At 53.9% G+C, this 12,855-nt stretch carries 9 protein-coding genes; 7 read left to right on the top strand and 2 right to left on the bottom strand.

Translation table 11 applies throughout. The annotated features are described in order from the left end of the window. The first annotated feature begins 131 nt into the window (after positions 1 to 131). Positions 132 to 1,658 (top strand): VOC family protein, encoded by a 1,527-nt coding sequence (locus tag GGR95_RS12315; RefSeq protein WP_184566248.1) that lies wholly within the window; start codon positions 132 to 134, stop codon positions 1,656 to 1,658. 177 nt (positions 1,659 to 1,835) lie between these two features. Here GGR95_RS12315 and GGR95_RS12310 read toward each other — a convergent pair whose 3' ends face one another. Continuing rightward, positions 1,836 to 2,777, bottom strand: a complete 942-nt coding sequence (locus tag GGR95_RS12310; RefSeq protein ID WP_184566246.1) for a ring-cleaving dioxygenase — start codon at positions 2,775 to 2,777, stop codon at positions 1,836 to 1,838. Between the two features lie 117 nt (positions 2,778 to 2,894). On the opposite strand from GGR95_RS12310, the gene GGR95_RS12305 reads away from it, so the two are divergent. After that, on the top strand, positions 2,895 to 3,803 hold the full coding sequence (locus GGR95_RS12305) for a LysR family transcriptional regulator (protein ID WP_184566244.1): 909 nt from the start codon (positions 2,895 to 2,897) through the stop codon (positions 3,801 to 3,803). 140 nt (positions 3,804 to 3,943) lie between these two features. Here the strand turns inward: GGR95_RS12305 and GGR95_RS12300 are convergent, their stop codons facing one another. Next, positions 3,944 to 4,555 carry a TetR/AcrR family transcriptional regulator gene (locus tag GGR95_RS12300; RefSeq protein WP_184566242.1) on the bottom strand — a complete coding sequence of 204 codons (612 nt, stop codon included), beginning with the start codon at positions 4,553 to 4,555 and terminating at the stop codon, positions 3,944 to 3,946. 179 nt (positions 4,556 to 4,734) lie between these two features. Between GGR95_RS12300 and GGR95_RS12295 the strand changes: the two genes are divergently transcribed. From GGR95_RS12295 to GGR95_RS12275, 5 genes are all read left to right on the top strand, one after another. Next, the gene (locus GGR95_RS12295) at positions 4,735 to 7,962 is read left to right on the top strand and encodes a carboxyl transferase domain-containing protein (RefSeq protein WP_184566241.1); all 3,228 of its coding nucleotides are present in this window, start codon (positions 4,735 to 4,737) and stop codon (positions 7,960 to 7,962) included. 35 nt (positions 7,963 to 7,997) lie between these two features. Continuing rightward, positions 7,998 to 9,707, top strand: coding sequence for an AMP-binding protein (locus tag GGR95_RS12290; RefSeq protein ID WP_184566240.1), 1,710 nt, complete (start codon positions 7,998 to 8,000; stop codon positions 9,705 to 9,707). An 85-nt stretch (positions 9,708 to 9,792) separates the two neighbouring features. Continuing rightward, positions 9,793 to 10,905, top strand: coding sequence for a C4-dicarboxylate TRAP transporter substrate-binding protein (locus GGR95_RS12285; RefSeq protein ID WP_184566239.1), 1,113 nt, complete (start codon positions 9,793 to 9,795; stop codon positions 10,903 to 10,905). Positions 10,906 to 10,975: 70 nt separating this feature from the next. Then, on the top strand, positions 10,976 to 11,524 hold the full coding sequence (locus tag GGR95_RS12280) for a TRAP transporter small permease (RefSeq protein WP_184566238.1): 549 nt from the start codon (positions 10,976 to 10,978) through the stop codon (positions 11,522 to 11,524). Further along, on the top strand, positions 11,521 to 12,825 hold the full coding sequence (locus GGR95_RS12275) for a TRAP transporter large permease (protein WP_184566237.1): 1,305 nt from the start codon (positions 11,521 to 11,523) through the stop codon (positions 12,823 to 12,825). The genes GGR95_RS12280 and GGR95_RS12275 overlap by 4 nt, the downstream gene beginning before the upstream one ends. The last annotated feature ends 30 nt before the right edge of the window (positions 12,826 to 12,855 follow it).

The raw sequence follows: 12,855 nt of genomic DNA, 5'->3' as shown, positions 1-12,855 counted from the left end.
GGCGCATCATATCCAAGGCTGTAAATCAAAAGCGGTTCTTTCATGGCGAACACGGTGTTCGCAAATCCCCTCTTTGGGCGCAAGCTGCGCGTCTCTATCTTGGTATCCGCGCAGAGATATAGGAGGCCACCATGACCACAGGTATTCATCACGTCACAGGCATCACCGCCAGCGTTCAAGCCAATGTAGATTTCTACGTCAGTTTTCTGGGTCTGCGTCTTGTCAAACAAACCGGTGGCTTTGAGGATGCCGAGCAACTGCATCTGTTTTATGGGGATGCAGCAGGCTCTGCGGGTTCTATCGTTAGTTTTCTAATGTGGGAAAACGGAGGGCGCGGTCGGGTTGGGCAAGGTCAGGTCTCGGAAATCGCCTTTGCGGTGCCACCCGCCAGTATTGGCGACTGGTTGACGCGCGCGATGGATGCTCAGGTTTCCGTCGAGGGGCCAAAACGCGAATTTGGAGAGACTGTTCTGCGGTTAAAAGACCCTGATGGGCTGATTGTTAAGCTGGTCGGTGCGGACCTCCCCGCCACTGCACCCTTGTCAGGTTCGACTGCACCAACGCGCCTTCATAGTGTGACGATCCTGTCGGAGAATGCAGATGAAACCGCAGCATTCATAAAACGGTTCGGTTATATTTTGCGTGAAACTGAGGGCTCTATTCAGCGGTTGGCATCAAGCCGCGATTTTGTCGATGTACGGGATGTTTCAGGCTTCGTCCCGAGTATCGCAGGCGCGGGTATCCTTGATCATGTGGCCTTTCGCGCACCAAATGCTGAAGCGGTACGCGACATGCGATTGGCCTTAAAAGACGTTGAGGGTGCCACAAATGTGCATGACCGTAAGTATTTCCTGTCGCTCTATGTCCGCGAACCTGCTGGAACGCTGATCGAATACGCCACCGATGGCCCCGGCTTTGGGGTGGATGAACCGCTTGAGCACTTGGGAGAAACTCTGTTTGTCCCCCCGCAAGATAGGGTGCGCGCCCAAGACCTGAAATTGATCTTACCGCAATTCTCCCTACCGGGCGAAGAAAGGTTCCCTATGCGTGATCTCCCCTTCATCCACCGCTTTTACCATCCTAAAAATCCTGATGGCAGCACACTTGTTTTACTCCATGGAACTGGTGGCAACGAGGCCGATCTGATGCCATTGGCACACCGCATTAACCCGCATGCCACCCTTCTAGGGGTGCGAGGCCGATCAACCGAGGAAGGAATTAACCGATGGTTTCGCCGCATTGACACTGTGACTTATGATCAGGCAGATATCCGTTCTGAAGCTGAGGCATTTGTCGCATTTATGGGGATGGTCGTCACGGGTTATGGTCTTGATAAAGATATGATCAGCTTTCTCGGATATTCCAACGGCGCCAACCTGCTGGGGGCGATCATGCAATTGCATCCTCATGTGGTGAGGCGCGCAATCCTGTTACGTTCTGTTCAAGCGTTAGAGACCGCGCCTAAAGCTGATCTTGCGGGCACAAGTCTGTTAATGCTGAACGGTGAAATCGATCCTTTCGGGCGTATGGCGCCTGCGTTGGAAAAGGCTCTCCGAAACGGTGGGGCGAAGTTGGACAGTCGAACATTGCCGTCAGGACATGAGTTGACGCCTAACGACGCAAGCGAAGCGGCCAATTGGCTTTCAAGTCAAACATAAGTTCGAGCGGCGTCGCAGGGCGCTGTGCCTCATTGGGGTTGCCAACTGAGAAATCAATCAATTTATCATGCGCCATATTGGTCCTGATTTTTTCCATACTATCTGTTCTGTTTTCGAGATTTGGACAAAAAATCCCCAAATGGTTGGATCGGCGGAAGACCCCGCCGATCCGTTTTGTTAATCCAATGGCTTTAACCCAGCTTCAATCTGCGCACGTCGATCCTCTAGGAATGGCGGCAAGGCTAGGCTTTCGCCCAAGCTCTCCATCGGTTCATCGACAGCAAACCCCGGTCCGTCTGTGGCAATCTCGAACAGGTTGCCGCCCGGCTCACGGAAGTAGAGACTGCGGAAGTAATACCGCTCAACTTCGGCCGAGTTGGGAATGCGGAACCCGTCCAAACGTTGGAACCACGACCTGATAGAGACCAAATCCGGCGTGCGGAAGGCAACATGATGCACCGCACCTGCGCCCTGTCGGGCAACGGGTAAATCTGGCTGGATTGCAACGTGTAATTCTGCCGCTGCACCGCCTGTCCCCATTTCGAAAACATGCACATGCCCTACATCGTCAGGGCTAGCATAATCGCGCACTTGTCGCATGTTCAGCACGTCCGTCAACACCGTTTGCGTCGGTGCAAGTGTTGGCACCGAGATTGTGATCGGCCCTAGCCCTTTGATCTGATGTGCGGCAGGCACTGTGCTGCGTTCCCAAGGATGCATGATACCCCCGTCATCGGCCGTCAGCCGAAACCGCTGCCCTTCTGGGTCTTCAAAGTCGAGCGTCGCACGACCGTCTAGCGCGGCTATATCACCGTGTGTCAGGCCCTCATCCGCCAGACGGCCTGCCCAAAATTCCATGCTGTCTTCAGCAACACGCAGTCCAGTGCGACTGATCGAATGCGTGCCGCGGCGCTCTGGGGGTGTTGGCCAATCAAAGAATGTTAGATCAGTGCCGGGTGTTGCCAATCCATCTGCATAGAACAGATGATAGGCCGAGGTGTCATCCTGATTGACGGTTTTTTTGACCAGCCGCAGGCCTAACGTCTCCGTATAGAACCGCTTGTTCGTTGGCGCATCCGCTGTGATCGCAGTGAGGTGATGAATTCCTGTAAGGTCCATAATGGCCTCCTTTCTTTGCCTTACATATTGGCGGCTTTGCCGCTTCTTGCTAGCGGAACACAAACGAATGCCGTGTTCTGTCATTGCGAACAGCAAGACGCGTGTTAAGCTTGAGTCATGCGATACACATTAGACGAAATCGAAACTTTTCTTGCCGTTATGGAGCTTGGCACCATCACGTCGGCAGCGGCGCGGATGAATTTGTCTAAATCCGTCATCAGCAAGCGCATTTCCGATCTAGAGGCCACACTCGGCGCAGCGCTGTTTCGTCGTAATGCAGGCCGTATTACACCGACCGAGGCGGCTTTGCGGCTTGACGCGAGGTTGCGCCCTGCCCTCGCAGGGCTCACTTCCGCAGCAGAAAGTGCGGCTTGGGGCAGCACAGGCGAAGATACCCTGCGCGGAACACTGTCGATAGCAGCACCGATGAGCTTTGGAACGCTCTATTTATCACCAATCATCGCTGAATTTGCGGCTCAACACCCCGATCTTGATCTGCGTATTGATTATGATGACCGCGCCAGAGATTTGCAGCGTGAAGGTTTTGACATCGCCATTCGCATCGGCCATCTGCGCGACACGGCCCTGATGCAGCGCAAGCTCTGCGAAGACGAAGCAATCCCATGTGCCAGCCCCGCCTATCTAGCCAAATACGGACGCCCCTCCGATATCGCAGACCTGAGAAACCATCAGGTCATTGGCTATCATCACATGTCGAATGCACAGCTCTGGGAGTTTGAAAAACACGTTCCGCCAACATTGCACAGCCGTATAACGCTGAACAACGGCGAGGCCATGCGCGACATGGCTATCAATGGTGCAGGCCTCGCAATCTTGCCCGGCTTCATCGCCGCGCCTGCGATTGCCGCAGGCAATTTGGAACGCATTTTGCCCAAGTACAAAACCCGCAACCTACCAATCGTTGCGCTTTGGCCGCCCGCCAATCCGATGCCGCTAAAGATACGTCGCTTCGTTGACCACCTGTTGGTTAAGCTTGATAGCGGACAACCATGGAGCACCGAATAGAGACGTCACAGATGTGCATAAACTTTAAGAAAAGCGAACATTTACCGGCAGATCAAGCGACAACCTAATATTCACCTCATTTGCGATTTCCATCTAAATGCTATGTACAGCACATTTAAAAGACACGCGCCTCAGTGCCTTCAAGGCTTAAACAGATACCCATATAGCGCTTCTCGTGCAATTTTTTGAGCCAACTCATCAGCCCGTTTAGGCCCGTCTGGCCGATACCAGATACCAACCCAATTCACCGCCCCAAGTATCACAAGGCTGGCAAGCTTAGGATCAATATCAGGGCGGAATGACTGGTCCTTCATGCCTTCGATCAGCAAGTCACGTACGGCATAGTCCAACTTGTCCCGAATGGCCTGCACAACACGTTTATCGCCATACATGACCATCGGGCGTGTGTAGCTCCACAGGTATTGCATGTCACTTTGCGTCATCGTCATGATATAGGCTTCCAATACAGCACTCAAACGCTGCGCAGCGGTACCTGACGTATCTTTCGCTGCCTCAACAGCAGCGACAAGTCGGTCCATGCCGACCTCATAGCACTGTAGAAGCAAGTCGTTTTTGCTTGAAACGTAATTGTACAAGGCAGCCTTGGTCACACCAAGGTCCGTTGCGATTGCTTCTAGCGGAACATTTTCAAAACCATCTTGGCCGAACCGTTTGGCTGCGCAACGCACAATTTCACGACGCTTCATATCGCGTAATTGTTCTTTTGTTGGAAACCCAGTGAGTTCTTTCATCTTTTGAGTATCCCCAGTTGGTTACCGCAGGTCAATAGAGTGAGCACAAGTTAGTTGACACATTAAAATATTTATGAATAAACTTTGGGTACTTTAGTGACCCTCGGTTAGAAGCATATCCACAAGTTATTCAATCATGGGTCGCTAAGCGTGAGACGGGATGCAGGGGAGGGCTACCGATGATCAAAAAACTACTGATTGCAAATCGTGGTGAGATCGCGATTCGAGTGGCACGCACAGCCGCAGCTATGGGCATTCAAACCGTTGCAGTCCACACAGCGGATGACGCGACATCCCTTCACACCAAACATGCCGATGAGTTGCGCAAACTGCCGGGTGCTGGCGTGTCGGGTTATCTAGATGGCCAGGCGATGATCGCAATTGCGCAGGAAACCGGCTGTGATGCTGTCCACCCTGGCTATGGGTTTCTAAGTGAGCGCGCAGATTTTGCGCAGGCCTGTTCAGATGCGGGGATCACCTTTGTAGGGCCGACCGCCGAAACCCTGCGCATGCAGGGCGACAAAGTGTCAGCCCGCGCACTGGCAGAGACAGCAGGCGTTCCCGTCCTTCGCGGGTCAAAACCACTTACCTCAGTTGCTGATGTGTTGGCCTTTTTCGACGCACAGCAAGGCGCAGCGCTGATGATAAAGGCCGTCAATGGCGGCGGCGGGCGCGGTATGCGCATCGTGCGCAGTGCCGAGGATGCAGAAACAGCATTTGCGCAGGCGACTGCCGAAGCCCAATCCGCCTTTGGTGACGGCGCATTATATGCAGAGCGGTTTCTGGAATCCGTGCGGCATATCGAAGTGCAGATCATCGGCGATGGCACCCATGTGACCCACCTGTGGGAGCGTGACTGCTCTGTCCAGCGCCGCCACCAAAAAGTGATTGAACTGGCCCCTGCCCCCCATCTGAACGAAGACACCCGCACAGCATTGCTGGAGGCGTCCATCGCAATTGGACGGGCCTGCCAATATCGTGGCCTCGGAACTGTTGAATTTTTGGTTGAGGCCAATGGCGCCTTCCACTTTATCGAAACCAACCCACGCATTCAGGTTGAACATACAATCACCGAGGAAATCACCGGCCTTGATCTGGTCGAAATCCAACTGGCAATCGCTTCAGGCGCATCCCTTGCTGATGTGGGCCTGAGCGGCCCGCCGCCAGCGCCTATTGGATACAGCGTACAAACACGGATCAACACTGAACGGCTGGACCAAGACGGAACCTTCACGCCGACGGGTGGGCGATTGGGCAGTTATAACGCGCCAACTGGCCCCGGCGTGCGGATCGACGGTTACGCTTATCCAGGGTACAGCACCAACCCCAACTTTGATCCCATGCTGGCCAAATTGGTCATCCATGAAAAATCTGGCGATTTGGCCCGCTTGTTTGCCAAGGCAGAAAGAGCGCTTTCGGAATTCCAGATTGACGGCGTAGAAACGAACATCGGATTTTTGCGTAGCCTTTTAAAGTTCCCAGCCATTGCGGATTGGAGTGTCGACGTACGCACACTTGATACGCAAATGCATGATCTGGTGCTCACTCAGAACAGCGATGACCGCTTCTTTTCGAACGCTAAAGAAACCGCAGAAGGCGAAGTTGCGCTACCGCAAGGGACCGAAGCACTTCGTGCGCCGATGCAGGCGATGATTCAGAAAATCTATGTCTCGGTCGGAGATACGATTGCCAAGGGGCAGGAAATTGCGCTGATCGAAGCGATGAAAATGCAGCACACCCTTGTCGCCGAGGCAGGGGGTGTTGTTGTTGATCTGTTTGTGCTTGCGGGTGAAACTGTTGCGCCGGGTGCGCCTGTTCTAGCTTTCACGCCTGATGACACATTGGGTGAAGTCGAAACCCAAGATGTGACGCCAGCCCCAGACCACATTCGCCCCGATCTGGGCGCGCTTCAAAACCGCATCTCCCGAACGCTGGATGAATCTCGCCCCAAGGCGGTAACGCGTCGCCGTAGCCGTGATCAGCGTACAACGCGTGAAATCATTGACGCCCTATGCGTTGATGGAGATTTCCATGAATACGGCCAACTTGTTTTGGCAGGGCAGCGGCGTAAATTGGGTCTGGATGCCCTGATCGACATATCGCCCGCAGACGGGATCGTAACAGGCGTAGGGTCAATCAATGCCGGCCAATTCCCAGAAAAAACCTCTCAGGTCGCGCTCATGGCTTATGATTCCACGGTCATGGCAGGCACGCAGGGATACTTCGGCCATTTGAAAACCGACAGGATGCTGGAAGTCGCCCGTGATCAGGGGTTGGCGACTGTATTCTTCACGGAAGGCGGCGGTGGACGCCCCAACGATGATGATTTTGCGCTGACAGTGCAATCTGGCCTAAAAGTCACGACCTTTGCCGAGTATGCTCGGCTACAGGGTTGGGGCCCGAAAATCACGGTGAACTCTGGATATTGCTTTGCGGGTAACGCAGCCCTCTTTGGGGCGGGCGACATACGCATCGCCACGCGCAACAGCTGGATTGGCCTTGCTGGCCCAGCGATGATCGAAGCGGGTGGCATCGGCAGTTTCCACCCCAAAGAAATCGGCCCTGCCCCGATGCACGCGAAAAACGGCCTGTTGGATTATCTTGCAGAAGATGATGATGAAGCCATCAGCGCGACACGCAAAGTCTTGTCTTATTTCCAAGGAAATTCCCAAGACTGGCAAGCATCAGATCAACGACTGTTGCGTCACGTCATTCCAGAAAATCGCAAGAAAACCTATCTTGTTCGCCCTGTGATTGAAGGTCTGGCAGATATCGACAGTTTTATGGAACTCGGCGCGCAACATGCGCAGGGGATGATCACAGGGTTCATGCGTATTGAGGGCCGCCCTATGGGTGTGATCGCCAACAACCCCCAGCACCTTGGTGGGGCATTGGATGCCCAAGCATCAGCCAAAGGCGCAAGGTTCCTGACCCTGTGTAGCAGGTTCAAACTTCCAGTGCTTTCGCTGTGTGACACGCCTGGGTTCATGGTTGGTCCAGCAAGCGAGGAAGAAGGCTCGGTACGTGCAGCCTGCGACCTGATCGCAGCAGGGGCCACCCTGACAGCGCCGATGTTTTTTGTCTGTTTGCGAAAAGCATATGGCATCGGTGCACAAGCCATGGCCGCTGGCAGCCTAGGCGAACCCACCTTTGCCATAGCTTGGCCAACGGGCGAGTTCGGGCCAATGGGATTGGAAGGCGCTGTTCAGCTCGGGTACCGCAAAGAGCTTGAGGCCGAAACGGACCCAGACGCCAGAGAAGCGCTTTATAACCGTTTGGTTGACGAGCTTTATGTGCGCGGCGGTGCAATGAACGTTGCATCGACCCACGAGATTGATGCCGTGATTGATCCGGCAGAAACGCGGGGCTGGATTGCCAAGGGAATGCGAATGAACACCCACGGCTAAAAGAACCATCGACTGATGTTTGGGAGGATAAGGTCATGACACAAACGCAAGAGCTAGACGATCACGTAAGCGAATTGCGCCGCTTGCAAGCCGCCAGTTGGCCCGCAGGTGTGCCGCGCGAGATTACCTATCGCAAAGGCAAAGTCCCGCTGAGCCAATACATACGTGCCGAAGCAAAAGAACGGCCCGATGATGCAATGGTTCACTTTTACGGAAACACGCTAAGCTGGGCCGAGGTTGACGCCTTATCCGACAAATTTGCAGGCCTGCTCCAAAAGAGCGGGGTCAGTGCGGGGGACCGCGTGGGTGTCATGATGGGCAATTGCCCGCAATTCACGATCTGCTTTTGGGGCATCATGAAACTGGGTGCTATTTTGGTCCCCGTGAACCCGATGTTCAAAGCCATCGAACTCACCTATCAGCTCAACGACAGCGGTGCGGAAACACTGGTGTTTCAAGATGATTTGGCGGGGCTTGTTGCGCAAGTCTTGTCTGACAGCCCTGTCAAAACTCTCTTTGCGACAGGGGCTGCCGAAATGATTGGCAACACCAATGCAATCCCCCTCCCCGCTGGCATGGGCAGTGCGCCGAATGCGCCCAATATTGCACGGCTTCTTACCGAGATTGATAGCGCCGATGCCTTTCAAGGGCCTGATTGCATCGATCTGGATGCGGTGGCCGCCCTAAACTACACTGGCGGAACAACCGGAATGCCAAAGGGCTGCGTGCATACGCATGGCGACATGCTCTATACTGTTGCTGCCTATTGCGGGGCGGCGATGGGAGATATCGGGCCTGACGATGTTATTGTAAACTTCTTCCCTATGTTCTGGATCGCGGGCGAAGATTTGGGCCTGCTTGCCCCTGTATACACGGGGGCCTCCATTTGCATGCTGCACCGCTGGGACGCTATCGGCTGGATGGCCGCCGTCGCAGAGTACCGCGCCTCTGCGGTCACGCTATTGGTTGATAACGCAGTGGAAGTCATGCGCCACGAAGCGGTTGCCGAATATGACCTCTCCTCGCTTAACGGCACCTCGGTTTGCTCTTTTGTCAAAAAGCTGGGTTCAGGATTTAGGCAGGAATGGCGCGCCCTGACAGGCAGCACCATGGTCGAAGCGTCCTATGGCATGACAGAAACAAACACCTGTGACACCTTCACGTTGGGTATGCAGGGCGATGATTATGACTTGCAGCAGCAACCCGTGTTTGCAGGGCTTCCCGTGACGGGAACGGATATCATCATCCGTGATTTTGAAACGGGTGCTTTGAAGCCGCTGGGGAAATCTGGCGAAATTTGCGTGCGCTCGCCTTCGGTGCTCAAATCATACTGGAACAAACCAGATGAAACGGCCCACGCTATTCGCGCAGGCTGGCTGCATACGGGTGACATAGGGATGGTGAACGAACAAGGCTATGTTCACTATCTGGGGCGGCGCAAAGAAATGCTCAAGGTCAATGGCATGCCCGTATTTCCAGCTGAAATCGAAATGCTACTGGGCCGCCACCCTTCTGTTGTAGGTTCAGGGGTTATCGGCAGACAAGACGCCGCCAAAGGCGAAGTACCCGTGGCCTTTGTCCAACTGGCGCTGGATCAAGACCCACCTCTTGATGCAGAGACCTTGCGTGCATGGTGCCGCGATCAAATGGCCTCGTTTAAAGTACCCGAAATCAGGCTGGTGGACAGCCTTCCGATGACAGCGACCGGAAAGGTCAAGAAGGACGAATTGACTGCACTGCTTTAGCCACCCGCGTGGAGCGGCGCAGGTCAACTGGCCTGAACACACAGGGGAATTCCCCTAATCACACTATCGTATCTGGGAGGATCACATGAAGTTACTTAAGCTGACAACACTGGCCGCTATCACGGCGTTTACACTGGCACCCGCAGCACAGGCCGAGACTCTGCGTCACGCTATTGGCGCAGCAGGTGATGGCGGGCTGATGGATGGGACCAACGCATGGGCCGACTACATCAAAGAAAAAACAGACGGCGAGACAGATGTTAAAGTTTACGCTGGATCACTCCTGAACTTCACCGAAACCTTCACCGGCCTGCGCGATGGCATCGCAGATAGCGGATTTGTTGTTCCGGCCTATCACCGCGCCGAATTACCCTATGCGAACTTGCTGAGCGATATGGGCACAGCAGGTGTTGATCCTGTCGCTATGGCAGGCGCCGCAAATGAATTTATGCTCACCTGTGCCTCCTGCCTTGCTGAATTCAACGATGCTGGGCAAATCTTCCTCGGCAATACGGTCACCGGCCCTTACTATATGTACAGCCAGACACCAATCAAATCGCTGGCTGACTTTCAGGGCAAAAAAATCCGCGGCTTCGGACCTTTTGGCCGCTGGCTTGATGCGATGGGCGCCACCGCTGTCAGCCTTGGATCAACCGATATCTATGAAAGCATGAGCCAAGGCCATATTGATGGCAACGTCCACACGCTCGAAACACTAGACCTTTTGTCTACTGGTGAAGTTGCAGATTACGCGCTGAACCAGCCCGTTGCCGTTTTCATTGGTAATTCGATGTTCAACGTCAGCCAGATGACTTGGGGCACGCTCAGCGATAAAGCCAAACGCGCAATGATCGATGGCGCGGCCTTTGGTCATGCCATCGCGACAGTCGATAGCGTAAGACAAGCCAAGGACATCATCGCAGATTCCGCGCCGCATGGTGTTGAGATGCTGGAACCGGATGCCGATGTGAAAGAAAAGTCAGAAGCATTCCGTTCAAGCGATATGGAAAACGTCGTCACTTTGAACCGCGACACTTATAATATTTCCGACGCTCCCGAGCAGGCAGAACGTTTTCAGGCATTGGTCGCAAAATGGGAAGAACTGGTGAAAACCGTTGATGTAAGTGACCCGAAAGCCGTCGGAGAACTATATCTGCGTGAGGTTTTCTCCAAAATTGACCCTGCCTCTCTAGGTTAAGCTATTGCTGGTCCGCCTCTTTGATTACGGGCGGGCCACCGTTCATTCCAGCCCCATGAAGGTCAGTTAAATGTCTGCTCTAATTCGCCTGAATATACTGCTGAGCCGTCTTGCAGGCGGAGTTGCAGCCTTTGCCGTCATCGCAATGATGCTGATTGTTTCGATCGACGCATTCACCGGAAAGGCATTTGATATCCGCGTTCCGCTGGTTTCTGTCATTGTTGCCAATTACTTTATGGTCGCAATCGCTTTCCTGCCGCTTGCTTTAGCCGAAGCAGAAGACCGACATATTTCTGTGGATTTGATTTACGGGCGTCTGCCTGCATGGGGGCAAAGGATCACAGGCATTGTCATTCATCTATTATCCGCTGTCACCAGCGCAGGGCTGGCTTGGACGATGTGGGACGAAGCCATGCGACGGTTTAGCAGTGGATCCGTGACCGTGGAAAACGGCGTCTCTATGCCCATATGGCAAGGATACTTTTTGCTTCCGCTTGGTTTTGCCATGCTTTCATTCATCTACCTTCTGCGTGTCTTTTTAGGGCTTGCAGGGTCTGAGCAAGCGCAGGTGCAACTCATTTCTGATCCTATTGAAACCGCGTCGGAGGCGACACAATGACACCTGAAATCATTGGGCTTATCGGGCTTGGCATTCTGGTTGTGATGCTGCTGTTGCGCATGCCTGTGGGGCTCTCCCTTATTTTGGTCAGTTTCACAGGTATTTACGTTCTTTTAGGACCACGCCCTGCTTGGGGAATTTTGACCAGTGTGCCCTACCAATTTGCTGCCAAGTGGACACTCTCGTCAGTGCCCATGTTTCTCCTCATGGGGTATATTTGCTATCATGGTGGCATGACACGCGCCCTTTTCTCGGCAGCGCGGTCGTGGTTAGGCGCATTACCCGGAGGTCTGGCGATTGCATCGGTTTTCGGGGCGGGTGGTTTTGCTGCCGTGACGGGATCATCAGTGGCATGTGCCGCGGCAATGGGGCGGATCGCAGTCCCTGAAATGACACGAGCGGGATATGATCCGGGTCTGGCAACAGGCTCCATCGCCGCGGCAGGCACTCTTGGCGCACTCATCCCGCCCTCCATTTTGTTGATCCTTTTTGGGATATTCGCACAAGTCCCAATTGGTGATTTGTTCTTGGGCGGCGTTGGCGCAGGCGTGCTAACCGCCCTTGTTTATTCGCTGATGATTTACATTCGCGTGCGCATTAACCCGTCGCTGGCCCCAAGGCGCGAAGACCCCGCCAGTTGGGCAGAGCGTCTTTCGCACTTGCGCGGCATCTGGCCTGTTATCACACTCTTTATCGTTGTGATCGGCGGCATGTTTTCAAATCTGTTTACCGCAACAGAGGCAGGCGCAGTTGGTGCATTGGCGGCTTGCATCATTGCATGGATCAACGGCGGTCTGACATTGGCCAAGCTGCGGCAATCGGTAAACGAAACAATTGTGACAACTGCCGCACTTTTCTTAATTGCGATCGGTGCAAATTTACTCACACGGTTTTTGGCATTATCGGGTTCGGGCGAGTTAATCACCCAAACCATCCTTGCATTTGGGGCCTCAGAACTAGCGCTTATTTGTGGTATCGCCTTTGTGTACATCATCCTTGGCATGTTTCTTGATCCGATTGGCGCAATGCTTCTTACATTGCCCGTCCTTCTGCCCGTGGTGGGAGAGGCAGGGATTTCATTGGTCTGGTTTGGTGTCTTCGTGGCAAAATTCCTTGAAATTGGTATGATCACGCCACCTGTCGGGCTCAACGTCTTTGTCATAAAAGGTGTCGTGGACCGATCTATTTCCTTGGGCGTGATCTTCCGTGGGGTCATATGGTTTTTGGTGGCGGATGCTGTTGTTGTGACGCTTATGGTTGCTTTCCCACAAATTATCCTGTGGTTGCCAGGTTTGAACTAGGCTCGTGGCCCATGATATAGAGGGCAGAAA

Source organism: Sulfitobacter undariae (genome assembly GCF_014196805.1).
Lineage (GTDB): Bacteria > Pseudomonadota > Alphaproteobacteria > Rhodobacterales > Rhodobacteraceae > Sulfitobacter > Sulfitobacter undariae.
This window is presented reverse-complemented; position numbering and strand designations above follow the sequence as displayed.

Coding starts and splice junctions, on each gene's coding strand:
- GGR95_RS12300 (WP_184566242.1), bottom strand. CDS start 4,555: ATGAAAGAACTCACTGGGTTTCCAACAAAAGAACAATTACGCGATATG.
- GGR95_RS12310 (WP_184566246.1), bottom strand. CDS start 2,777: ATGGACCTTACAGGAATTCATCACCTCACTGCGATCACAGCGGATGCG.
- GGR95_RS12305 (WP_184566244.1), top strand. CDS start 2,895: ATGCGATACACATTAGACGAAATCGAAACTTTTCTTGCCGTTATGGAG.
- GGR95_RS12285 (WP_184566239.1), top strand. CDS start 9,793: ATGAAGTTACTTAAGCTGACAACACTGGCCGCTATCACGGCGTTTACA.
- GGR95_RS12315 (WP_184566248.1), top strand. CDS start 132: ATGACCACAGGTATTCATCACGTCACAGGCATCACCGCCAGCGTTCAA.
- GGR95_RS12275 (WP_184566237.1), top strand. CDS start 11,521: ATGACACCTGAAATCATTGGGCTTATCGGGCTTGGCATTCTGGTTGTG.
- GGR95_RS12280 (WP_184566238.1), top strand. CDS start 10,976: ATGTCTGCTCTAATTCGCCTGAATATACTGCTGAGCCGTCTTGCAGGC.
- GGR95_RS12295 (WP_184566241.1), top strand. CDS start 4,735: ATGATCAAAAAACTACTGATTGCAAATCGTGGTGAGATCGCGATTCGA.
- GGR95_RS12290 (WP_184566240.1), top strand. CDS start 7,998: ATGACACAAACGCAAGAGCTAGACGATCACGTAAGCGAATTGCGCCGC.